The organism is Acidovorax soli (assembly GCF_014207955.1).
GTDB classification, from domain to species: domain Bacteria; phylum Pseudomonadota; class Gammaproteobacteria; order Burkholderiales; family Burkholderiaceae_C; genus Acidovorax; species Acidovorax soli_A.
This window is the reverse complement of the sequence record NZ_JACHLK010000004.1, coordinates 148,936-172,366: the sequence shown is the minus strand read 5'-3', so window position 1 is coordinate 172,366 and position 23,431 is coordinate 148,936. Positions and strand designations below refer to the sequence as shown.

The 23,431-nt window shown below is 70.0% G+C and carries 19 protein-coding genes; 13 read left to right on the top strand and 6 right to left on the bottom strand.

Annotated features, from left to right (window positions below; genetic code table 11):
- Positions 1 to 18 precede the first annotated feature (18 nt).
- Positions 19 to 777, top strand: coding sequence for an SGNH/GDSL hydrolase family protein (locus HNP48_RS12470; RefSeq protein ID WP_184857261.1), 759 nt, complete (start codon positions 19 to 21; stop codon positions 775 to 777).
- Here the strand turns inward: HNP48_RS12470 and boxA are convergent.
- The 4 genes from boxA to HNP48_RS12450 form a co-directional block, all read right to left on the bottom strand.
- Positions 774 to 2,045, bottom strand: a complete 1,272-nt coding sequence (boxA, locus tag HNP48_RS12465; protein ID WP_184857260.1) for a benzoyl-CoA 2,3-epoxidase subunit BoxA — start codon at positions 2,043 to 2,045, stop codon at positions 774 to 776. The two genes, HNP48_RS12470 and boxA, sit on opposite strands and share 4 nt — an antisense overlap.
- 118 nt (positions 2,046 to 2,163) lie before the next feature.
- On the bottom strand, positions 2,164 to 3,591 hold the full coding sequence (boxB, locus tag HNP48_RS12460) for a benzoyl-CoA 2,3-epoxidase subunit BoxB (protein WP_184857259.1): 1,428 nt from the start codon (positions 3,589 to 3,591) through the stop codon (positions 2,164 to 2,166).
- A gap of 31 nt (positions 3,592 to 3,622) precedes the next feature.
- Complete coding sequence (gene boxC / locus HNP48_RS12455) at positions 3,623 to 5,296, bottom strand: 2,3-epoxybenzoyl-CoA dihydrolase (RefSeq protein ID WP_184857258.1); 1,674 nt, start codon at positions 5,294 to 5,296, stop codon at positions 3,623 to 3,625.
- 176 nt (positions 5,297 to 5,472) lie between these two features.
- Positions 5,473 to 6,411 (bottom strand): helix-turn-helix transcriptional regulator, encoded by a 939-nt coding sequence (locus HNP48_RS12450; RefSeq protein ID WP_184857257.1) that lies wholly within the window; start codon positions 6,409 to 6,411, stop codon positions 5,473 to 5,475.
- A 205-nt stretch (positions 6,412 to 6,616) separates the two neighbouring features.
- Here HNP48_RS12450 and HNP48_RS12445 point away from each other — a divergent pair, with 205 nt between their 5' ends.
- The 7 genes from HNP48_RS12445 to HNP48_RS12415 all read left to right on the top strand — a co-directional run bounded on the left by HNP48_RS12445 (position 6,617) and on the right by HNP48_RS12415 (position 16,083).
- Entirely contained in the window at positions 6,617 to 7,105 is a 489-nt protein-coding gene (locus HNP48_RS12445) for a DUF4863 family protein (RefSeq protein ID WP_184857256.1), read from the top strand.
- A gap of 191 nt (positions 7,106 to 7,296) precedes the next feature.
- Positions 7,297 to 8,847 (top strand): 3,4-dehydroadipyl-CoA semialdehyde dehydrogenase, encoded by a 1,551-nt coding sequence (locus tag HNP48_RS12440; RefSeq protein ID WP_184857255.1) that lies wholly within the window; start codon positions 7,297 to 7,299, stop codon positions 8,845 to 8,847.
- A gap of 337 nt (positions 8,848 to 9,184) precedes the next feature.
- A complete protein-coding gene (locus HNP48_RS12435) occupies positions 9,185 to 10,732 on the top strand; it encodes a benzoate-CoA ligase family protein (protein ID WP_184857254.1) in 1,548 nt (515 codons plus the stop codon).
- Positions 10,729 to 11,541: an alpha/beta fold hydrolase gene (locus HNP48_RS12430; protein ID WP_184857253.1), complete on the top strand. Its 813-nt coding sequence runs from the start codon at positions 10,729 to 10,731 to the stop codon at positions 11,539 to 11,541. The genes HNP48_RS12435 and HNP48_RS12430 overlap by 4 nt, the downstream gene beginning before the upstream one ends.
- A gap of 18 nt (positions 11,542 to 11,559) precedes the next feature.
- Positions 11,560 to 12,711, top strand: coding sequence for a helix-turn-helix domain-containing protein (locus tag HNP48_RS12425; RefSeq protein WP_184857252.1), 1,152 nt, complete (start codon positions 11,560 to 11,562; stop codon positions 12,709 to 12,711).
- A gap of 126 nt (positions 12,712 to 12,837) precedes the next feature.
- Positions 12,838 to 14,577, top strand: a complete 1,740-nt coding sequence (locus tag HNP48_RS12420) for a GMC family oxidoreductase (protein ID WP_184857251.1) — start codon at positions 12,838 to 12,840, stop codon at positions 14,575 to 14,577.
- A gap of 39 nt (positions 14,578 to 14,616) precedes the next feature.
- Positions 14,617 to 16,083: a benzaldehyde dehydrogenase gene (locus HNP48_RS12415; RefSeq protein WP_184857250.1), complete on the top strand. Its 1,467-nt coding sequence runs from the start codon at positions 14,617 to 14,619 to the stop codon at positions 16,081 to 16,083.
- Here the strand turns inward: HNP48_RS12415 and HNP48_RS12410 are convergent, their stop codons facing one another.
- The gene (locus tag HNP48_RS12410; protein WP_184857249.1) at positions 16,084 to 16,785 is read right to left on the bottom strand and encodes a Crp/Fnr family transcriptional regulator; all 702 of its coding nucleotides are present in this window, start codon (positions 16,783 to 16,785) and stop codon (positions 16,084 to 16,086) included.
- 131 nt (positions 16,786 to 16,916) lie between these two features.
- On the opposite strand from HNP48_RS12410, the gene HNP48_RS12405 reads away from it, so the two are divergent.
- Genes HNP48_RS12405 through HNP48_RS12390 form a run of 4 tightly spaced genes read left to right on the top strand, consistent with a single transcriptional unit; the run spans position 16,917 to position 21,686 of the window.
- Positions 16,917 to 17,840: a 3-keto-5-aminohexanoate cleavage protein gene (locus HNP48_RS12405; protein ID WP_184857248.1), complete on the top strand. Its 924-nt coding sequence runs from the start codon at positions 16,917 to 16,919 to the stop codon at positions 17,838 to 17,840.
- 59 nt (positions 17,841 to 17,899) lie between these two features.
- Positions 17,900 to 18,901: a Bug family tripartite tricarboxylate transporter substrate binding protein gene (locus HNP48_RS12400; RefSeq protein ID WP_184857870.1), complete on the top strand. Its 1,002-nt coding sequence runs from the start codon at positions 17,900 to 17,902 to the stop codon at positions 18,899 to 18,901.
- A 14-nt stretch (positions 18,902 to 18,915) separates the two neighbouring features.
- A complete protein-coding gene (locus HNP48_RS12395; protein ID WP_184857247.1) occupies positions 18,916 to 19,857 on the top strand; it encodes a 3-hydroxyacyl-CoA dehydrogenase NAD-binding domain-containing protein in 942 nt (313 codons plus the stop codon).
- A 26-nt stretch (positions 19,858 to 19,883) separates the two neighbouring features.
- A complete protein-coding gene (locus tag HNP48_RS12390; protein WP_409362555.1) occupies positions 19,884 to 21,686 on the top strand; it encodes a feruloyl-CoA synthase in 1,803 nt (600 codons plus the stop codon).
- Here HNP48_RS12390 and HNP48_RS12385 read toward each other — a convergent pair.
- The gene (locus HNP48_RS12385; protein WP_184857245.1) at positions 21,676 to 22,506 is read right to left on the bottom strand and encodes a sulfite exporter TauE/SafE family protein; all 831 of its coding nucleotides are present in this window, start codon (positions 22,504 to 22,506) and stop codon (positions 21,676 to 21,678) included. The genes HNP48_RS12390 and HNP48_RS12385 overlap by 11 nt on opposite strands.
- A 109-nt stretch (positions 22,507 to 22,615) precedes the next feature.
- Here HNP48_RS12385 and HNP48_RS12380 point away from each other — a divergent pair, with 109 nt between their 5' ends.
- Complete coding sequence (locus HNP48_RS12380; RefSeq protein ID WP_184857244.1) at positions 22,616 to 23,380, top strand: helix-turn-helix domain-containing protein; 765 nt, start codon at positions 22,616 to 22,618, stop codon at positions 23,378 to 23,380.
- Positions 23,381 to 23,431 lie beyond the last annotated feature (51 nt).

Below are 23,431 nucleotides of genomic sequence, written 5' to 3'. Positions count from 1 at the left end.
CGCCTGCACCACCGCCCCATGCCCACGCTGCGCCACTCCACCTTCCATGCCCTGCGGCCCCGCTGGTGGACTTTGGCCGCCGTGGCGGCCGGGGCCCTGTTGCTCACGGGTTGTGCGCCCTGGCGCCTGATGACGGCCTCGGACCTGGCCAAGGCATCACGCCCCTACGCAGCCCAGCCGGCCCAGCCCGAGCGGCGCATCCTCGTGGTCGGCGACAGCACGGCCGTGGGCACGGGCGCGGCGCGCCCCGAAGACAGCCTGGCGGGGCGCATCGGTGCCGCCCACCCGCGCTGGCAGATCGACAACCTGGCCCGCAACGGCGCCAAATTCGAGGACGTGCAGGCCCAGCTGGAGCAAGCGCGTCCCGGGTACGACCTGGTGCTGGTGCTCGCGGGTGGCAACGATGTGATCCGGCTGACTTCAGAACAGCAGTTGCACGGCCATATGGAACAGGCCATCCGCACGGCCAAGGCGCGCGGCAAGCAGGTGGTGCTCATGCCCTGCGGCAATGTCGGCCATGCGCCGCTGTTCATGCCACCCGTCTCGTGGTTTCTGGAGGGCCGCTCCAAGCGCCTGCATGCCACCGCGCAGGCGGTGGCGCTGGAGAGCGGCGTGCGCTACATCCGCCTGCTCAAGCCGCGCGCGCAGGACCCGTTCGTGCAGCGCGCCGACGCGCTCCATGCCGCCGACGGCCTGCACCCGAGCAGCGCGGGCTACCAGCAGTGGTACGAGGAACTGCTGCGGCAGGAAGGCCTGGCCAGCCTGACCGGAGGCTAGTAAGTCTCCAGGTGCAGGCGCCCTTCGCGCGCCAGGGTGCTTGCCAGCGCCTCCCAGTCCAGGCCGGCCTCGGCCGCCACATCGCGCAAGGCCAGCACCACGCCCTCTTCCATGCTCTTGAGGCCGCAGACATAGAAGTGGCTGTTGCCGTCGCGCAGCAGTTCGGCCAGATCGGGGGCGCGCTCGCGCATCAGGTCCTGCACATAGCGCCGGGGCTGGCCCGGCGTGCGCGAGAACGCCAGGTTGATGTCGATGAAGTCCTTGGGCAGGCTTTGCAGCGGGCCGAAGTAGGGTAGCTCCTGCTGGGTGCGCGCGCCAAAGAACAGCATGAGCTTGCCGCCCTCGAACTTGCCGCTCTTGCGCAGGCGCCGGCGCCACTCGGTCATGGCGCGCATGGGCGCGCTGCCCGTGCCGGTGCAGATCATCACCACATGCGATTTGGGGTGGTTGGGCATGAGGAAGGAGTGGCCGAACGGGCCCACCACCTCCACCTTGTCGCCCACCTTGAGGTCGCAGACGTAGTTGGACGCGACGCCGCGCACGGGGTTGCCGTCGTGGTCGGAGGTGACGCGCTTCACGGTGAGCGCCAAGTTGTTGTAGCCCGGCCGCTCGCCATTGCGCGCGCTGGCGATCGAGTACTGGCGCGCATGGTGGCGCTTGCCCAGGGCATCGGCGCCCGGGGGAATGATGCCGATGGACTGGCCTTCGAGCACGGGGAAGGGCAGGCTGCCGAAGTCCAGCACCACATGGTGCGTCTCGCTCTCGAACCCAGCCTCGGTGCAGTTGAAATTGCCGACCACGGTGGCCGTGGTGGGCGACTTGGGCGGGTAGAGGTTGGTGTAGGCGTGCGCGGCCGACCAGGGCGGCACGGTGGCGCCCCGGTGCATGGGAGGCTGGGGCTGCACGCCGGGCTCGGTCGTGGCCACAGCCGGCACGGCAACAGGGGCCTCTGCCGTATCGCCATCGACACCAGCCGCCGCCAGTTCTTCGGGGCTGAGCTCGGCGGGCAGGGACTCCCAGGTCAGCTGTTCCTCGATGGAATAGGCGCGCACCAGGGGCATGGTGCGCCAGTTGTCGATGGAGCCCGTGGGGCAGGGCGAGATGCAGGCCATGCAGCCATTGCAGACGTCAGCGCGCACAACGTAGTTGTTGTCGTCGTGCGTGATCGCGTTGACGGGGCAGGTCGCCTCGCAGGTGTTGCAGCGGATGCAGATTTCCGGGTCGATCAGGTGCTGCTTGATGACCCCGGCTTCAACGGCCATGTCCATGTAGTTCTCCTGTGTCACCCCCGCAGGCGCGGGGGTCGGGACGGGGCCTTTCGTGCTCGTGGGGCCGGCCGCCGTCCCTGCTGCCCTCGTTCATACGCCGAGGGCGCTGCTTTGTCCATCAGCCGAAACGCACGTATTCGAAGTCGACCGGCTGGCGGTTGATGCCCATGACCGGCGGCGCGATCCAGCCAGCGAACTTTCCGGGCTCGACCACACGGCCCATGAGCGAGGCGACGAAGGCAAAATCCTCGGCGCTGGGCAGCCACTCGTTCTTCTTGGCGGCCCATTCCATGTCGTTCACCACACGGCCCTCGGGCGACATCTTGATGCCCGCGAGCGCACCGATCTGGCGGTTGAAGGCCTTGTGCGGCACCACCAGGCGGGTGGGGATGCCGGCTTTTTCCAGCACCTTGTTCCAGCGGCCCACGCCGGCCACCGAGTCCTTGATGAAGTCGTCGCGCAGTACCTCGTTGAGCGCGTTGAGCATGGGCACGTCCTTCTCGACGAGCTGGCCGTCCTTGACCTCCAGCACCTTGTAGGTCTGGCCCTTGAGCACATGGTCGTCGGTGCGCTTGCCTTCCTCGTAGCGGCCCTTGAGGCCCGAGCTGTAGAAGATGGCGGCGTTGCTCGACTGGTCGGCACCGAACAGGTCGATGGTGACGCTGTAGTGGAAGTTCAGGTAGCGCTGCACCGTGCCCAGGTCGATGGCGCCGGCGGCGCGGATCTTCTGCGGGTCGTCGGTCTTGAGCTCGTTCATGACCTGGGCGGTGCGCGTGAGCACGCGCGAGACGCCGCTCTCGCCCACGAACATGTGGTGCGCCTCTTCGGTCAGCATGAATTTGGTGGTGCGCGCCAGCGGGTCGAAGGCGCTTTCGGCCAGGGCCGAGAGCTGGAACTTGCCGTCGCGGTCCGTGAAGTAGGTGAACATGAAGAACGCCAGCCAGTCGGGCGTGGCCTCGTTGAAGGCCCCCAGGATGCGCGGGTTGTTCTCGTCGCCCGAGGTGCGCTGCAGCAGGGCCTCGGCCTCTTCGCGGCCGTCGCGGCCGAAGTGCTTGTGCAGCAGGTAGACCATGGCCCACAGGTGGCGGCCCTCTTCCACGTTGATCTGGAACAGGTTGCGCAGGTCGTACATGCTGGGCGCCGTGAGGCCCAGGTGGCGCTGCTGCTCGACCGAAGCGGGCTCGGTATCGCCCTGCGTCACGATGATGCGGCGCAGGTTGGCGCGGTGCTCGCCGGGCACGTCCTGCCAGGCCTTCTCGCCCTTGTGGTCGCCGAAGTGGATCTCGCGGTTGGCGTCGCCCGGGTTCAGGAAGATGCCCCAGCGGTAGTCGCGCATCTTCACATGGCCGAACTGGGCCCAGCCCTGCGGGTCCACGCTCACGGCGGTGCGCAGGTAGACCTCGTGGTTGGTCGAACCCTCGGGGCCCACGTCGTCCCACCAGTTGATGAAGTTGGGCTGCCAGCCTTCGAGCGCGCGCTGCAGCGTGCGGTCTTCGCTCAGGTTGACGTTGTTGGGGATCTTCTCGCTGTAGTTGATGGTGCTCATGGAGGTCTCCTTGGATGGTGGGGGCGGCGGGTCAGACGCGGTTCAAGTCGAAGCCGGCCTTTTCGCCGGTGCCATAGACCTTGAGCGCGCCCTTGTCGCCCACGGCGTTGGGGCGGTTGAAGATCCAGTTCTGCCAGGCGGTGAGCCGGCCGAAGATGCGCGTGGCCATGTTCTCCTTGCTGGCAAAGCGCAGGTTGGCTTCCAGGCCGGTCAGGGCGTCGGGCGACATGGCGGCGCGTTCCTCGATGGCCATGCGCAGCTCGTCGTCCCAGTCGATGTCGTCAGGCGCGGCGGTCACCAGGCCCAGGGCCAGGGCCTCGTCGGCGTCGAGCGGCTTGCCGGCCGCGGCGCGCGCGGCGTCCAGCGGCGCGGCCTCTTCGTAGAAGCGGCGCTGCAGGCGGCTCTGGTCGTTGACCATGGGGAAGAAGCCGAAGTTGAATTCGTTGAGCACCAGTTTCGGTGCGCGCTCGGCATCGTCGGGCAGGGCCAGCATGTAGGTGCGGTCGGCCGCAAAGGCCAGCTCGGCCAGCGTGCCGGCGAAGCACGAACCCTCCTGCACCACGGCGAACAGCGTGCGCGAGGACACGTCCAGCCGCGCCAGCGTGCGGCGCAGCGCGCCGATGGTCTCGCGCACCAGCCAGTGGTCCTTGTGCGCCAGCATCACGGCATCGGAGGCGAGCACGGCCTTGGCGTCGCCCTCGGTCTTGAGCAGCCAGGTGCCGATGTCGAGTTCGTTGGTGCGCAGGTTGAGGATGGCGTCGTCGAGCTCACGCGCCAGGGCCAGCGGCCACCAGGCCGTGCCGGCCGCCTCGATGGCGGCGATGTCGGCCGGCTGCGCACCCGTGGGGGCCTTCACGGTCAGGGTGGCCGTGCGCTTGGCGCGGTCGATCTGCACCTGCACATGCGAGTAACCCAGGCTGTCGGCACCGTCTTCGCGCTCCAGGCGGGTCAGGGCCACGCCCTGGGCGTCGGCCGGGCGGTCGCTGCCCGCGGCCAGCTGCACGGCGCGGTCCTGCACGGCGGCGGCGAACTGGGCCGGCTTGGCCACGGCATCCACCAGGCGCCAGTCCACCGCGCGCTGGCCGCGCACGCCTTCCACGCTGGTGCAGAAGATGTCGGCCAGGTCGTGGCGCACGTGGCGCTTGTCGGTCACGCGCGTCAGGCCCCCGGTGCCGGGCAGCACGCCCAAGAGGGGCACCTCGGGCAGGGAGACGGCGGACGAGCGGTCGTCCACCAGCAGGATCTCGTCGCAGGCCAGGGCCAGCTCGTAGCCGCCGCCGGCGCAGGCGCCGTTGACGGCGGCGAGGAACTTGAGGCCCGAGTGCTTCGACGAATCCTCGATGCCGTTGCGCGTCTCGTTGGTGAACTTGCAGAAGTTCACCTTCCAGGCGTGGCTGGAGACACCCAGCATGAAGATGTTGGCGCCCGAGCAGAAGATGCGGTCCTTGCCGCTGGTGACGACCACGCTGCGCACGCCGGGGTGCTCGAAGCGCACGCGGTTGAGCGCGTCGTTGAGCTCGATGTCCACGCCCAGGTCGTAGCTGTTGAGCTTGAGCTTGTAGCCGGGGCGGATGCCACCGTCCTCGGCGATGTTGAGCGACAGGCGCGCAATGGCGCCCTCGACGCTGAGCGACCAGTGGCGGTACTGGCCGGGTTCGGTGCGGTAGTCGACGCGCGCCGGGGCGCTGGTGGTGGTGGCGGTCATGGCATGTCTCCTGTGGGGCCGGGGGGCGGCTGCAAACCTCAAAACAAGAAAAATAATGCAGCTTTTGATTTCGATAACATGCATCATGATGCATGTTTACGGACGCGTCAATGCCTGGACTGCTTTTTTCGTTGCGAAAGGTGTGACGGGTCCCCGCCGAGAGCGGGGTCAGGCGCTCAGGAGGCGCTCATCGACTGCTTGGCTACCGAGCGCAATCCTTGGAAGGCTTGGGCCAGGCTCTTGCCACTGGTGTCCACCGAGAGATCGGCCTTGGAATAGAAGGCCGCGCGACCGCTCAGAATGCGGCGCAGGTCGTCCATGGCCTCCTTGCTGGCAGCCATGGGGCGGGTGTCGCCCTGCGCGGCCACGCGGCCCATGTGCTCCTCGGGCGCGGCCTGCAGCCAGACCGTGGTGCAGTGGGCCAGCAGCTCATTGAAGGTGGCGGGGTCGGAGACGATGCCGCCCGGGGTGGCGATCACCACCTCGCTGTAGATCTGGATGGTCTCTTCGAGCGCGCGGCGCTCGTAGCGGCGGTAGGCGTTGGTGCCATAGAGGTCGTGGATTTCGCGCACACTGCAGCCCGCGAGCTTCTCGATCTCGCGGCTCAGCTCCACGAAGGGCACGTCCAAGTCGTCCGCGAGCATCTGGCCCAGGGTGGACTTGCCCGCACCGCGCAGGCCGATGAGGGCGATGCGCGTGTGCCGCGCCGGGTCGACCGAGGCCGTGCCGAGCAGCTCGCCCAGGGCGATGCGCACGCGGCGCAGGTCGGCCTCGCTGCGGTTTTCGAGCAGCTCGCGGATCAGCAGCCATTCGGGCGAACTGGTCGTGACGTCCCCCACCAGCTCGGCCAGGGAGCAGTGCAAGGCACCCGCCACCTGCTGCAGCACCAGGATGGAGGCATTGCCCGTGCCGTATTCCAGGTTGGCCAGGTGGCGCTCGGACACGTCGGCCGCAAGGGCCACGGCCTTGCGCGTGAGCCCGCGCTGCGCGCGCAGGTTGCGCACGCGCTCGCCCAGCGCCGTCAGCAGCGGGTTGCGGGCTTCGCCGCCCGGCGCTGCAGCGCCATTGCCGTCGGTGGGCGCAGTGGCCAGCACTGCGTCGTCTTGCTCATTCATGCGCGTCCTTGTTCACTCCATTGGATTGTGCCTGCCGGGGCAGCGTCCAAATATATGCACTATAGTGCTTGACTAACGTCACATCGAAGTTTATCGTTCAGTTACACGCAAGATACTGCACGTTTCACGATACCGCAAGGCCATCATTGGCCCAAGGCCGTGAACACGCCACAGCCCCAGCCAGCTTCCAAGAGAGCCCGCCACGATGACAACGACGACCCGCCCCGCCAGCCAAGAAGCCTTCCATGCCCTGCTCGCCGACCTTACCGCGCAGATCGACGGCCGTCCGCTCGACGCGGCGCTGGACCGCTGGCTCAACGCCGCCCACGGCGCAGGCAGCGCCACCTATGAACAGCTGCGCAGCGCCTGCCTGGCCGGCGTGGCCGAGGGCTGGCTGTGCGAGCGCGAGGGCGGTGGCATCAAGTACGGCCGGGTCTTCAAGGCCGAGGATGCGTTGCACCGCTTCTCGGTGGACGTGGTCGACATGCAGGACCTGGCCGGCCCGCACCACACGCACCCGAATGGCGAGATCGACCTGATCATGCCCATCGAGGGCAGCAGCGCCACCTTCGATGGCCGGCCGGCAGGCTGGTGCGTCTATGGCCCCGGCACCGCCCACAGGCCGACAGTGGCCCAGGGCCGCGCCTTGGTGCTCTATTTGCTCCCCGAGGGCCAGATCCAGTTCAGCAAATGAAACACCCCCTGAGTCGCTTCGCGCCTTCACCCCTCTCTCGACTCGCTGCGCGAGTCGGGAGGGGACGCCCCCAGTGCGGCGGGGCGGCCCTTGCACGGGGGCACTGGCTTCGGCCGCGCCAGTTTCGTGTGCCGCAAGCGATGCACAACGTGTTGGACAACCGATAACCGCATTCTTCTCCATCTAACTGTATGACCGAACTTCTTACCAACTACGCCGCCGGCCGCTGGCAGGCGGGCACCGGCAACGGCACGCCGCTGTTCGACCCCGTGCTGGGCCACGCACTGGTGCGCGTGGATTCCACCGGGCTCGACCTGGCCGAGGCCTTCAGCTTTGCGCGCCAGCAAGGCGGCGCGGCCCTGCGCGCGCTGACCTACCGCGAGCGCGCCGCGCTGCTGGCCGCCATCGTCAAGGTGCTGCTCGCCAACCGCGATGCCTACTACGAGATCGCCACCGCCAATGCGGGCACGGTGAAGAACGACTCGGGCGTGGACATCGACGGCGCCATCTTCACCCTGGGCCAGTACGCCAAATGGGGCGACGCGTTGGGCGATGTGCGCGCGCTGCGCGACGGCGATGCGGCCCGGCTGGGCAAGGACCCGGCCTTCCAGTCGCAGCACCTCTCGGTGCCCACGCAGGGCGTGGCGCTGTGCATCAATGCCTTCAACTTCCCCTCCTGGGGTCTGTGGGAGAAGGCTGCGCCGGCCCTGCTCTCGGGCGTACCGGTCATCGCCAAGCCCGCCACGGCCACCGCCTGGCTCACCCAGCGCATGGTCAAGGATGTGGTGGATGCCGGCGTGCTGCCCGCAGGCGCGCTGTCGGTCATTGCCGGAAGCTCGGCCGGGCTCATGGACCAGTTGCAACCCTTCGACGTGGTGTCATTCACCGGTTCGGCCGAGACGGCGGGGATCATCCGCTCGCACCCTGCCGTGGCCCAGCGCTCGGTGCGCGCCAACATCGAGGCCGACAGCCTCAACAGCGCCCTGCTGCTGCCGGGCGAGGCCCCGGGCAGCGAGGCCTTCGACCTGCTGGTGCGTGAGGTGGTGCGCGAGATGACCGTGAAATCGGGCCAGAAGTGCACGGCGATCCGCCGCATCCTGGTGCCGGCCGCGGTGTACGACGCCGCGGCCGAGGCCATCGGCGCCAAGCTCGCCGGCATCAGCGTGGGCAACCCGCGCAATGACAGCGTGCGCATGGGCGCGCTGGTCAGCCGGGCCCAGCTGGCCTCGGTGCGTGAAGGCCTGGCCACGCTGCAGGCCCATGCCCAGGTGCTGTACGACGGACGCGACCGCCCGCTGGTGGATGCCGACCCCGCCGTGGCCGCCTGCATCGGCCCCGTGCTGCTGGGCGCGCGCGATGCCGATGCCGCGCAGGCGGTGCACGACGTGGAGGTCTTCGGCCCCGTGGCCACGCTGCTGCCCTACCGCGACAGCGCGCATGCCATCGCCCTCGCCCACCGGGGCCAGGGGTCGCTGGTCACCTCGCTCTATGGCAGCGACGAAACCGCCCTGGCACAGACCGCACTGGCCGTGGCCGCCAGCCATGGCCGCGTGCACGTGGTCACGCCCGACGTGGCGCAGGCGCACAGCGGCCACGGCAATGTGATGCCCATGTCGCAGCACGGCGGCCCGGGCCGCGCGGGCGGCGGCGCCGAACTGGGCGGCCTGCGCGCACTCGCCTTCTACCACCAGCGTACGGCCGTGCAGGCCAGCCCCGGCGTGCTCGCTGCGCTGGGACTCTGAAGTGAAACACCCCCTGAGTCGCTTCGCGCCTCCGTGCGTCCGTCAGAGCCGGCCGCTCTTCGGGCACGTCCAAGCCTGCGCAGGCAGGCTTGGAGCCGCGGCCCTCAGCCCCTCTCTCGACTCGCTGCGCGAGTCGGGAGGGGGACGCTCCCGGTGCACGCAAGCGAAGCGCCGCCTTTGCGGCTCGGCGGCCCTTGCACGGGAGCACTGGCCTTGGCCGCGCCAGTTTCATGCGTCGAGGGTGGCGCGTAGCGCAATGAATAACTGATACCACATACCACCACAGATGCGACACCAAGCGCGCACCCGACCCGAGAGGGCCAAAGGAGACACCACCATGAGCCTGCCCCCACGATTCAATTTTGCCCAGCACCTGTTCACCCTGAATGCAGCGCGCGCAGAGCGCACCGCCTACATCGACGACCGCGGCAGCCTGGCCTACGGCGCGCTCGAAGACCGGGCCCGGCGCCTGGCCGCAGCCCTCACCGCCGCTGGCGTTCACCGCGAAGAACGCGTGCTGCTGCTCATGCACGACAGCAGCGACTGGCCCGTGGCCTTCCTGGGCTGCCTGGTTGCGGGCGTGGTGCCGGTGGCGGTGAACACCCTGCTCACGGCCGACGACTACGCCTACATGCTGGACCACAGCCGCGGCCAGGCGGTCATCGTATCGGGCGCCCTGCTGGCGGTGCTGCAGGACGCCATGGGCCGCACCCCGCACGAGGTGCGCACCCTGCTTGTCTCGCAGCCCACCGGGCCGCTGCCCGAGGGGGCGCAGGACTTCGAGGCCGCGCTGGCCGGCGCCACGCCGCTGGCCGCACCGGTCAACACCGCGGCGGACGACCCGGGCTTCTGGCTCTATTCCTCGGGCTCCACAGGCAAGCCCAAGGGCACGGTGCACACCCATGCCAACCTGTGGTGGACGGCCGAGCTCTACGGCAAGCCCGTGCTCGGCCTGACGGAAGACGATGTGTGCTTCTCGGCCGCCAAGATGTACTTCGCCTACGGCCTGGGCAATGCGCTGACCTTCCCGCTCTCGGTGGGGGCCACCGTGGTGCTGATGGCCGAGCGGCCCACGCCCGACGCCACCTTCCGCCGCTGGACGCAGCACCGCCCCACGGTGTTCTTCGGCGCGCCCACGGGCTTTGCCGGCATGCTGGCCTCGCCCGCGCTGCCGGCACGCGAGGCCGTGGCGCTGCGCATGTGTTCGTCGGCCGGCGAGGCCCTTCCGGGCGAGATCGCCCAACGCTTCAAGGAGCGCTTCGGCTGCGAGATCATCGACGGCATCGGCTCCACCGAGATGCTGCACATCTTCATCTCCAACCGCCCGGGCGACGTGCGCTACGGCACCACCGGCAAGCCCGTGGAGGGCTACGAGGTGGAGCTGCGCGGCGAGGACGGCCGCCCCGTGGCCGACGGCGAGGTGGGCGACCTGTACATCCGCGGCCCGAGCGCGGCGCTGATGTACTGGGCCAACCGCGAGAAGTCGCGCGAGACCTTCCAGGGCGGCTGGACCAAGAGCGGCGACAAGTACACACGCGACACCGAGGGCTACTACACCTATGCCGGCCGCAGCGACGACATGCTCAAGGTCAGCGGCATCTATGTCTCGCCCTTCGAGGTGGAGGCCACGCTGATGCAGCACCCCGCCGTGCTCGAGTCCGCCGTGATCGGCGTGCAGGACGGCGAGGGCCTGACCAAGACCAAGGCCTACGTGGTGCTCAAGCCGGGCCAGCAGGCCGACGCCCAGGCGCTCCAGGCCTTCGTGAAGGAGCGCCTGGCGGCCTACAAGTACCCGCGCTTCATCGAGTTCATCGAGGAGCTGCCCAAGACCGCCACCGGCAAGATCCAGCGCTTTCGCCTGCGCGAGAAGGAGGCCCGCGCGTGACCGCACAGGCATCTTCTCCCTCCACGGAATTCGCCAGCATCGAATGGCGCGGCCGCACGGTGCGCGTCGAGCACCAGTGGATCGCGCCCGAGCGCCGCGATGCGCCGTTGCTCGTCTTCCTGCACGAGGGCCTGGGCTCGGTGGCGATGTGGAAGGACTTTCCCGAGCGCCTATGCGCCGCCGCCGGCGTGCGCGGCCTGGTGTTCTCGCGCCCGGCCTATGGCCGATCCACCCCGCGCGCAGCCGATGAAACCTGGGACGTGGATTTCATGCACCGCCAGGCGCACGAGGTGCTGCCCGCCTTCTTCGAGGCGCTCGGCATCGCCGAGGCGCCCTGGCTGCTGGGCCACAGCGACGGCGGCTCCATTGCGCTGCTGTATGCGGCGCGCTTCCCGGATGCCGTGCGCGGCCTGGTGCTGATGGCGCCGCACATCTTCGTGGAGGACGTGACCATCGCCAACATCGAGATCGCGCGCGATGCCTATCGAAGCACCGATCTGCCCGCCAAACTTGGCCGCTACCACGACGATGCGGACTCGGCCTTCTGGGGTTGGAACCGCATCTGGCTGCACCCGCCCTTTCGGCAGTGGAACATCGAGGCCGAGATCGCCGCCATCCGCGCGCCGGTGCTCGCCATCCAGGGCGTGGGCGACGAGTACGGCACGCTGGAGCAGATCCGCGGCATCGCGCGCCGGGTGCCGGGCACCGCGCTGCTGGAGCTGCCCGCCTGCGGCCATTCGCCGCACCGCGACCGGCCCGACGCGGTGATCGCTGCGGCCACGGACTTCATCACAGCGCAGCGCGCCTGAGCACCAGGCGGCCCGGCCATGACCCACCCCGGCCCGCCCACGCAGCTTTTCTTCTCTACGCCGGCACAGCGCGCTGCACTCGCGCGCGAGCGCTTCTTCGAAGAAGGCGAACAGCCCACCGGCCTGGTGAACGAGGCGGTGCTGCAATCGTGGTCGCGCTGCAACGCGGCCGGCAAGCGCACACGCGACCGCATCGAGGCCGAGCCGCTGAGTGCACTGCGCACCGATGCCGCCCTGCGCCACAGCCGCCTGCTGCGCGCCGCAGCATCGCCGGCCCTGGCGCAGCTGGAGCAGGCGCTGGCAGGCACGCCCAGCCAGCTCTTGCTGACCAATGCCCAGGGCGTGATCGTCTGCACCGGCCAGCGCACGCCCTGCGCCGCCGAATCAGCCCTGCCGGCCCTGGCCCGCCTGGGCATGGACCTCTCGGAGGCGTCACTGGGCACCACGGCGCCGGGCATCGTGAGCGCCACGGGCAAGGGCTGCTCGGTGCTGGCCAACGAGCATTTCAACGAAGCCATCCTGGGCATCCAGTGCGCGGCCGCGCCCATCCGCGGCGTGGACGGGCAACTGGCTGGTGTGCTCGACCTCTCGGTGGAGGGGCGGGGCTTTGGCTTCGACGCCTATGCGCTGATCGCCTCGTACGCGCGCGGCATCGAGAACCGGCTGCTGCAGCTGCAGTCCGACGACCTGCTGGTGCTGGCCTTCCATGCCGACCCGGCCCTGTTGGGCACGCCGCTGGAGGCCCTGGCCGGCATCGATGGTGGCGGCATGGTGCGCTGGACCAATGCCACGGCCGCCCGCCTCACGGGGGCGCAGCGGGGCCTGCCCGCGCTGGAAGTGTTTGGCCAACCACTGCATGCGCTCGTGGCCCTGGCGCGGCACCCCGGCCCGCATGCGCTGTGCCTGCCCAACGGGCTCACCGCCTGGTGCGGCGCGCGCCTGCAGGCACGCGATGGCGCGGGCGCGCTCACCCCGGTGGCAGCCACCTGCACAACGCCCCCGGCAGAAGAGCCCCCCGCCCGCAGCGCCGCCCCACGCACGCTGGAAGAAGCCCAGGCCGACAGCATCGCGCAGGCGCTGCAGGCCGCGGGCGGCAAGGTGGCGCGCGCGGCCCGGGCGCTGGGCGTATCGCGCGGTGTGATCTACCGCCACCTGCAGCGCAAGTCGTAGCTGTTCCGATTCGGAACACTTTCCCTGCGGGTTTGCCCTGAGCTCGCCGCGCTGCGAGCGTCTTCCTAGACTTTCCCTGCACCGCGCCCGCGGTCAGCAGGAACCAGAAAGCAGGAGACAGCACGCATGTACCCATCCGATCAATCCTCCCCACCCGACCTGGCCCACGGCGATGCCATCGACGCCGCCGAGATGGCCCTGGCACGCGGCCGCACCGACCGGCGCAGCTTCATGCGCTGGGCGCTGGCGGCCGGCGTTTCGATGACGGCGGCCTGCACCATGGCCGACAAGGCCGTGGCCGTGCGCGACAACCAGCGCGCGCTGAACCGCGCGCTCACCGACGAATACGACTACATCGTCTGCGGCGCGGGCAGCGCCGGCTGCGTGGTGGCGCACCGGCTCACGCAAGACCCCACGCTGCGCGTGCTGCTGATCGAAGCCGGCGGCAGCGACGACGTGGACTCGGTGAACGACCCCGGCGTGTGGTTCACCAACCTGGGCACGCCGCTGGACTGGTCGTTCGCCACCACGCCCAACGCCCACCTCAACAACCGTGTGGTGGCCCAGCCCATGGGCAAGGCGCTGGGCGGCGGCAGCGCGATCAACGCCATGGCCTATGTGCGCGGCCACCAGAACGACTTCGACCACTGGGCGCGCGAGGCGGACGACGACGCCTGGTCCTACCGCAGCGTGCTGGCACTGTACAAGTCCATCGAGGACTGGCAGGGCGCGCCCGACCCAGCGTGGCGCGGCCACGGCGGCATCTTCTGGGTGCAACCCGCCAAGGACCCGAACCCTATCGCCCCGGCCATGGTGGAGGCCGCGCGCGGCGTGGGCATCCCCAGCTTTGCCGACCACAACGGCCGCATGATGGAGGGCCCGGGCGGCTGCGCCATCGCCAACACCACCATCAAGGACGGGCGCCGCCACGGCGTGGCGCGCACCTACCTGTACCCGGCCATGTCCCGGCCCAACCTCACGGTGCTGACCGGTGCCGAGGTGCAGCGCGTGCTGCTCCAAGGCCGCAGCGCCGAGGGCATCGAGCTGCTGCACCAGGGCGGGCTGCGCCGCATCCGCGCGCGGCGCGAGGTGATCCTCTCGACGGGCGCGGTGAACACGCCGCGCATCCTCATGCACTCAGGCATTGGCGACGAGGCCGAACTCAAGGCCAAGGACATCCCCGTGGCGCACCACCTGCCCGGCGTGGGCCGCAACTACCACGACCACCTGCTGCTGGCGGGCTGCATCTGGGAGTACCCCAAGGCCATTCCCCCGCGCAACAACGCGGCCGAATGCACCTTCTTCTGGAAGAGCGACGCCAGCCTGCCCACGCCCGACCTGCAGCCCTTCCAGATCGAGATCCCCTACGCCAACGAGGTGACCAGCCAGCAGTTCCCGATGGCCGAGCACGCCTGGTCCATCGCCCCGGGGCTGGTCAAGCCCCAGAGCCGCGGCCGGCTCACGGTGCGCTCGAACAAGCCGGCCGATGGCGTGGTCATCGACGCCAACTTCCTCTCGCACCCCGCCGACCTCAAGGCCCTGGTGCGCGGCGTGGAGCTGTGCCGCGAGATCGGCAATGCGCGCGAGATGCGCGAGTTCGTGAAGCGCGAGGTCATGCCCGGCCCGCTCAAGGGTGCGGACCTGGAGAACTTCATCCGCAACGCGGCCGGCACCTACTTCCACGAGGTCGGCACCTGCCGCATGGGCCGCGACCCGCTGGCCGTGGTGGACGCGCAATTGCGCGTGCGCGGCATCGACCGCCTGCGCGTGGCCGACGGTTCCATCATGCCCACGGTGACCACCGGCAACACCATGATGCCCTGTGTGGTCATCGGCGAGCGCATGGCGCAGATCCTTCGGGCCTGAACCCTCGGCCCCCTCTTCCCAACCCCAAGGAGACAGTCCATGGACGCAAGCACCACTCCCACCCCGGCCTGGGCCGGCAAGATCTACACCAACGGCTGGCAGGTCGCCCACGGCGGCACGCAGGACGTGCGCGAGGCAGCGACCGGCGCCGTGCTGGCCAGCGCCGGCCTGGCGGACCGCGAGGACGTCGATGCCGCACTGCAGCGCGCCCGCGAGGCCGGCGCCGCCTGGGCCGCCACGCCCTTCGACCAGCGTGCTGCCGTCATCCGCCGCGCCGCCGCGCTGCTGGAGACGCGCAGCGCCGAATTCATCCACTGGAACGTGCGCGAGTGCGGCTCCATCGAGCCCAAGGCCCAGTGGGAGACCCATGCCACGGTGGAGCAGCTGTGGATGGCGGCCGCCCTGCCCATGCAGGCCGATGGCCTGCAGTTCCCCTCGGCCCTGCCCGGGCGCAGCAACAGCTGGCGCCGCGTGCCCGTGGGCACGGTGGCGGTGATCGCGCCGTGGAACTTCCCGCTGCTGCTGGGCATGCGCTCGGTGGCGCCGGCCCTGGCGCTGGGCAATGCCGTGGTGCTCAAGCCCGATGTGCAGTCGGCCGTCACCGGCGGCCTGCTGGTGGCCCAGCTGTTCGCGGATGCGGGCCTGCCGCCCGGCGTGCTGCAGGTGCTGCCCGGCGGCGCCGAGACCGGCGACGCGCTGGTGCGCCATGCGTTGACCGACATGGTGTCCTTCACCGGTTCCACCGCCGTGGGCCGGGGCATCGGCGAGGCCTGCGGGCGGGCGCTCAAGAAAGTGATCCTGGAGCTGGGCGGCAACAACGCGATGATCGTGCTGCCCGACGCCGACCTCGACGGCGCGGCCTCGTGCGCGGCCTGGGGCGCCTTTCTGCACCAGGGGCAGATCTGCATGCAGGCCGGTCGCCACCTGGTGCACCGCAGCGTGGCAAACGCCTACGCCGAGAAGCTGGCCGCGCGCGCCCAGGCCCTGGTGGTGGGTGACCCGGCCCGGGGCCCCGTGCACCTGGGCCCGCTGATCAACGACCGGCAGACGGCCAAGGTGCACGGCATCGTGCAGGCCAGCATCGCGGCCGGCGCGACGCTGGTGACCGGCGGCACGCACGACGGGCGCTTCTACCGCCCCACGGTGCTCACCGGCGTGACGCCGCAGATGCCGGCCTTCGGCGAGGAGATCTTTGGCCCCGTGGCGCCCATCACCGTGTTCGACACCGACGAGGAGGCCGTGGCCCTGGCCAACGGCAGCGACTACGGCCTGGCCGCTGCCATCCACAGCGCCGACCTGGGCCGCGCCACGGCCCTGGCCGCGCGCCTGAAGACGGGCATGGTGCACATCAACGACCAGCCGGTGAACAACGAGTTCCAGGTGCCGTTCGGCGGCATGGGGGCATCGAGCAGCGGCGGGCGCTTTGGCGGGCCGGCCAACCTGGAGACCTTCACCACCACGCAGTGGGTGAGCACCCTGGCCAAGCCCGTGCCCTACCCGTTCTGATCACTCGACATACCGCCTGAGCCCGGGCAGATCGAGCACGGTGATGCCGCCGTACTCGATCTGCAAAATGCCCGACTCCTGCAGGCGCTTCAAAGCCGCATTGCAGCGCTGGCGCGACACGCCGGTGAGGTTGGCGATCTCCTCCTGCGAGATCTGCAGGTGCCGGTCCATGCCCGGGTAGAGGAAGGGGTGGAACAGCCCGGCCAGGGCGCGCGCCACCTGGCTGTCGGTATCGAGCAGGTGGTGGGCCGTGAAGGTGCCCAGGAACCAGTGCATGCGCTCGTTGATCTGGCGCAGCAGAAAGTGGTCAAAGCTGCGCTGGGTGGCGTGGAGCCACGAGAAGGTCTCCCCCGGCAGCACCGCCACCCGGCTGGGCCGCAGGGCGATGATGTCGGCCGTGCGCGGCAGGGCGCGCAGCAGCGTGCCCTCGCCGAACCAGCTGCCGGCCGACAGGCCGCCCAGGGTCACGGCGCGCCCGTCGTCCGAGGTCACGGACCACTTGAGCAGGCCCTCGATGGCACCGAACCAGTGCACGGGGATGTCGCCACGCCGGCACAGCGCGCCGCCCGCGGGCACCTCGACCTCGCGCACATCGTCGAGCACGCGCTGCTGCGCCGGCGCATCGAGCAGCGGGAACCAGGCGGACGCAGCCAGCAGGCTGGTGGTGGACGGCCGTGCGGGCGGCGCCGAAGGGGCTGGCAAGGTGGATTTCTCCCGGCTGAAAGCACAAGGCCCCGCGTATACCCTGCCCCCAAATGTCATCGCGATGACTGAGTGGAAAGGTGCCCAGAAAAACAATGCGGAGCACCCCGCAATTCTCCACCAGGACCCCGATGAGCAAGCGCAAAGTCATAGTCACCATCGCCCCCACGGGCGGCATGGCCCACAAGTCGCAAAACCCCCACCTGCCCACCCAGCCGGCCGAGATCGCCGACGACGTGGAGCGCTGCTGGAATGCCGGCGCCAGCGTGGTGGCGATCCACGCGCGCCGGCCCGACGACGGCGCCACCTGCAATGCCGACGTCTACCGCGACATCAACAGCCGCATCCGCGCCAAGGGCTGCGACATCGTGCTCAACAACTCCACCGGCGGCGGCGTGCACGGCGACATGGTCAAGCCCCTGCCCGGCGGGCGCTGGGAGATCGCCTGGGAAGAGCGCATCAAGGGCATGGACGCCGGCGCCGAGATGTGCACCCTGGACGCCACCACGCTGAACCTGAGCTTCGACGGCCGCGAGATTTTGATGGACACGCCGCTCAGCCGCGGCCGTGAGCTGGCAGCCGGCATGAAGGCGCGCGGCATCAAGCCCGAGTGGGAGGTGTTCAGCCCCACCCACATCCTGCAGGACACCACGACCCTGATCGAGGAAGGCCACGACGACGACGGCCCGCACTTCATCAACCTGGTGATGAACGTGCACCGCGCCTTCCAGAACGCCATGCCCTACTCGCCGCGCCACCTGCAGATGATGGTGGACACGCTGCCGAAGAACAGCCTGTTCTGCGTGAGCGGCATCGGCCCCTCGCAGCTCGAAGCCAATGTGGCCGCGCTGCTGCTGGGCGGGCATGCGCGCGTGGGGCTGGAGGACAACCTGTACTTCCGCCAGGGCGAGCTGGCCACCAATGTGCAGCTCACCGAGCGCATCGTGCGCATCATCCGCGAGCTGGACATGGAGCCCGCCACGCCCGCCGAAGCGCGCGCCCTGATGGGCCTGCCGCGGGTAGGCGGCCCCCGCCCCGAGTTTGCCCTGGGTTGACCCCGACCGGGCATTGCAACCACCATCCCACCACGACAACAAGGAGACAAGACATGACGATGACGACAGGCACAACACGCCGCCACTTCCTGGGCCACCTGGGCGCAGCCGCTGCGCTGGGCGGCCTTTCTCCCCTGGCGGCCTTCGCCCAGGGCATCGAGCAGGTGAAGATCCTCTATGGCTTTCCGGCCGGCAGCTCGGGCGACAGCGTGGCGCGCCGCGTGGGCGAGAAGCTCGCGGGCTCGGCCTACACGCGCAATGCCGGCGTGGTGGAGAACAAGCCCGGCGCGGGCGGGCGCATCGCGCTCGAATCGCTCCGGGGCGCGGCGGCCGATGGCAGCGTGCTCACGCTCTCGCCGTTCTCGTGCACCTCGATCTACCCGCACATCTACAGCAAGCTCAGCTACGACCCGGTCAAGGACTTCGTGCCGGTGTCCATCGCGGCCATCATGCACCACGGCCTGGCCGTGGGGCCGCTGGTACCGGCCTCGGTGAAGAACGTGAAGGACTTCCTGGCCTGGGCCAAGGCCAACCCGGGCCAGGCCAACTACGGCTCGCCCGCGGCCGGCTCCACACCGCACTTCATCGGTGCGCTGCTGGGCATCAACAACGGCGTGGATTTGAAGCATGTGCCCTACCGCGGCTCGGTGCCCGGCGTGACCGACGTGGTGGGCGGCCAGATCGCGGCGATGGTGACCCCAAGCGGCGACTTCATCCCCAACCACAAGGCCGGCAAGCTGCGGCTGCTGGCCACTTCGGGCAAGGCGCGCTCGCCGTTCTCGCCCGAGGTCGCGACCTTTGCCGAGCAGGGCTTCCCCGAGCTGACCACCGAGGAATGGTTCGGCTTCTACGCGCCCGCCAAGACCCCCGCCCCGGTGGTGGCTGCGGCCAATGCCGCCATCAACGCGGCGATCAAGGAAAAGTCCGTCATCGACAGCCTGGCCGTGGTGGGGCTGATCGCCCAGGGCTCCACGGCGGCGGAGATGGCGGCATCCCAGCATGCGGAATTCGACCGCTGGGGCCCCTTGGTCAAGAAGATCGGCTTCACGGCCGAGTCCTGAAAGGAGCCCCCTGCATGGATTCGACCGTGAAGCGCGTCGCCGTGGTGGCCACCGGCGTCATCGGCGCCAGCTGGGCCGCCTACTTCCTGGCGCGCGGGCTGGACGTGGCGGCGACCGACCCTTCGCCCGGCGCCGAGGAGCGCCTGCGCGAAGCCGTGGCCGCGCACTGGCCCACGCTGGAGCGCCAGGGCCTGGCGCCGGGCGCCAGCCTGGCGCGCCTGGCCTTCCATGCACGGCTGGAAGACGCGGTGGCCAACGCCGACTTCGTGCAGGAAAGCGGGCCCGAGCGCGCCGACTTCAAGGCCGAGCTGTTCAGCCAGATCGATGCAGCGGCCCCGGCCCATGCCATCCTGGCATCGAGCTCTTCGGGCCTGTCGGTCACGGCCATGCAGGCGCTGTGCGCCACACCCGGGCGCGTGGTGCTGGGCCACCCGTTCAACCCGCCGCACATGATTCCGCTGGTGGAAGTGGGCGGCGGCGAGCAGACCGCGCCCGAGGCCATCGCGCGCGCCATGGCCTTCTACACCGCCATCGGCAAGCGCCCCATCCAGGTGCGCCGCGAGATCAAGGGCCATATCGCCAACCGGCTGCAGGCCGCGCTGTGGCGCGAGGCCTTCCACCTGGTGAACGAGGGCGTGGCCACGGTGGCCGACATCGACACCGCCATCGCCCAAGGCCCCGGGCTGCGCTGGGCGCTGATGGGGCCGTTCATGAACCTGCACCTCTCGGGAGGCGCGGGCGGCGTGGCCCATGTGCTGGCCCACCTGGGCGGTCCCATCGAGAGCTGGTGGCAGGACCTGGGCGCCCCCGCCATGACCGATGCCCTGAAACAGCAGGTGGCGCAGGGCGTTGCCGAGGAGCTGGGCCAGCGCACCACCGAAGACCTGGCGCGCACGCGCGATGCCCTGCTGCTGGACCTGCTGCGCGCCAAGCAGGCGTCTGGCCACCTCGATTGACCCCACCCAGAACAAGAGCCCCCATGATGCCCACCGATTTCGTCGACGACCCCGCCGAGATGGCGCCCCCGAGCACCGTCCACACCCCGCTGCCCGGCGGCGCCTTCACCCTGCACTCGCCCGAGCCGCTGGGCCCGTATGCCCGCTGTGTGGGCGAGTGGCTGGAGCGCTGGGCCCACGAAACCCCCGACGCGCTGGCCCTGGCCGAGCGCACCGACGACGGCGCGGACTGGCGCCGCCTGACCTATGCCCAGCTGCGCCAGGCCGTGGGCGCGGTGGCCCAGTCGCTGCTCGACAGGAACCTGCCCGCAGGGCGCCCCATCGCCATCCTGTCGGACAACGCGGTGGACCATGCGGTGCTGATGCTCGCGGCCATGCACATCGGCCGCACGCCGTGCTCGCTGTCGAGCGCGTATGCACGCTCGCGCGACCCGGGCCGGCTGCACAGCATGCTGGCCGCGCTCGACCCCTGCCTGGTCTATGCCTCGGACGCGCGCACCTATGCGCCCGCCCTCGCGGGCTATGGCGGCAGTGCGGTGCAGGTGTTCAGCCGCAACGCAGAGGAGGTCCCGGGCGCCATCGACTTTGCGCAGTTGCTCGCAGCCCGGGAAACACCGGCCGTGGCCCAGGCCTTCGCGGCCATCACGCCCGACACCCATGCCAAGTATTTGCTGACCTCGGGCTCCACCGGCAAGCCCAAGGTGGTGATCAACACCCACCGCATGCTCTGCGCCAACCAGCAGATGATCGCCCAGGTCTGGCGCTTTCTCGACCATGAGAAGCCCGTGCTGGTGGACTGGCTGCCCTGGAGCCACACCTTCGGAGGCAACCACAACCTCAACATGGTGCTGTGCCACGGCGGCGCGCTCTACATCGACGAGGGCCGGCCCGCACCGGGCCTGATCGAGAAGACCCTGCGCAACCTGCGCGAGGTGCGGCCCACCCTGCTCTTCAATGTGCCGCGCGGCTTCGACATGCTGCTGCCTGCGCTCGAATCCGACCCGGCCCTCGCGGCCGAGGTGTTCTCGCGCCTGCGCCTGGCCTTCTACGCGGCGGCGGCGCTCGCACCGTCTACCTGGCAACGGCTCGAAGCCGTGGCCGCGAGGGCCCGGCCGAGCCAGCCGCTGTGGCTCACCACCTCCTGGGGCGCGACCGAGACCGCCCCGGCCATCACCACAGCCCATTGGCGCATGCAGGGTGCGGGCTGCATCGGCGCACCGCTGCCGGGCCTCACGCTCAAGCTGGTGCCCAACGGCGGCAAGCTGGAGATGCGCGTGAAAGGGGTGTCGGTGTTCCCGGGCTACCGCAATGCGCCGCGCGAGACGGCGGCGGCCTTCGACGAGGACGGCTTTTACCGCATTGGCGACGCGGGCTTGCTGGCGGATGCGCGGCGCCCCGAGCGCGGCGTGGTGTTCAACGGCCGCGTGGCCGAGGACTTCAAGCTCTCCACCGGCAGCTGGGTCTCGGTGGGCACGCTGCGCGTGGAGCTGGTCTCGCAGCTCGCGCCGCTGGTGCAGGACATCGTGCTCACCGGGCACGACCGCGACGAGGTGGGCATGCTGGTCTTTCCCTCGGCCGCCGGCGCGGGCGATGCGCCGCGCCTGGAGCAGGCGCTGCGCGCACTGATGCGCGCCAAGCGCGATGCCGGCGCCGGTTCATCGCAATGCCCCACGCGCGCGCTGGTGCTGCGCACGCCGCCCGATGCGGATGCGGGCGAGATCACCGACAAGGGCTACATCAACCAGGGCGCCGTGCTCGCCCACCGCGAGGAAGACGTGCACGCCCTGCACGCGACTCCGCTGCGCGCCGAGGTGATCGTCAGCGCATGAGCATGGCCAGCAGCACCAGCGTGAGCAGCGCCAGGTAGACCTTGGCGTGCAGCCCGTCGGGCAGGCGCCCCACGAAGCGCCCGCCCAGGCGGATGCCCAGCCACGAGCCCACGACCAGCACGGCAAAGGCCCGGAGGTCGACAAAGCCCGCGTACCCGGTGCCGAACGCCGCGCCCTGCTCCCAGGCCAGCAGCACATAGGTCGCGGTGCCGGCCAGTGCCACGGGCAGCGAGAGCGGGTTGGCCGCGGCCGTGGCCTGCACCATGGGCGCGCCGCGCCGGCGCATCAGCGGCACCGTCATCACGCTGCCGCCCACGCCGAGGAACGCGGCCACCGCACCGATGGCGAGTCCGAGGAAGGCCGTGAGCGGCCCCGAGGGCCGGGGTTTGGCCGCCTGTGCCGCGTCGGCCACGCGCGGCCGGATGAAGCCGGGGCGCAGCAGCCCGTCGAGGATGGTGCACGCCAGGTAGACCACAAAGGCCCAGCGCACCCAGTCGCTGCGCAGCACCGTGGCGGCCGCTGCGCCCGCCACCGCGCCCGCTGCGATGGCCGCCAGCAGTGGCCGCACCTGGGCCCAGTCCACATTGCCGGCGCGGTGGTGGCGCCGCGTGGCCAGGCCCGCGCCGACGATCATCACGCAGGTGGAGGTGGCCACCGCGACCTGCATGGCCGACTGGCCGATGGCGCTGTCCGCGCCATGCAGGTGCACCAGCGTGCGGTACAGCACCGGCACGACGACGAAGCCACCGCCAAAGCCGAAGAGCACGGTGGTGACACCGGCCAGGGTGCCGAACAGGGCGAGGACGAGGTAGAACTCCATGCACAGATCCAGGGGCAGCAAGACACGTACGCCAGCGTAGGGCGCACCGTGCTGGCCCGCTTTCGCAGGCAGGTCAATAATGTTTGCATTTCAGCCAGACCCACGGAGCATGCGCAACATTCCCCTGCACACCGTCGATGCCGTGGACCGGCCGCTGCTGGCCGTGGCCACCGACTACCCGGCGGGCACCCTGCTCGATACGCACAGCCACCGGCGCGCGCAATTCCTGTATGGCGCAACGGGCACCATGGAGGTGGGCACCGGCGATGGCGCCTGGGTCGTTCCGCCCAGTGGCGGCGTGTGGATCCCTGCGGGCAAGCCGCACCGCGTGCGCATGCTGGGCGTGAGCACGCGCAGCCTCTACATCGAGCCGAGCGCCGCACCACGGCCCACACTGCAGTGCGAGGTGCTGCAGGTCTCGCCGCTGCTGCGGCAGTTGCTGCTGGACTCGGCCGAGCTGCCGGCCCGCTACGAGCTGCACGGGCGCGACGGCGCCCTGGTGCAGTTGCTACTGCATGAACTGGCGCGCGCGCCGACCCTGCCTTTCTTCGCCCCCATGCCGCAGGACCCGGCCCTCGCGGCCCTGTGCGCGGGCTTTCTGCACCGGCCCCAGGTGCATGCGTCGCCGGCCGACTGGGCGCGCCAGTTGCACAAGAGCGAGCGCAGCTTCACGCGCTTCTTTCGCCTGCAGACCGGCATGTCGTTTGGTGCCTGGCGCCAGCAGGCCTGCCTGCTCGCGGCCCTGTCGCGCCTGTCGCGCGGTGATGCCGTGACCGCCGTCGCACTGGACCTCGGCTACGAAAGCCCAGGCGCTTTCTCCACCATGTTCAGAAAATGCCTGGGGCGCCCGCCCTCGGAGTTCCTGGTGGTGTAGAGCGGCGCACAGAGGCTGCACAAGCGTTGTAAAAATCACGCCAAGCAAAGG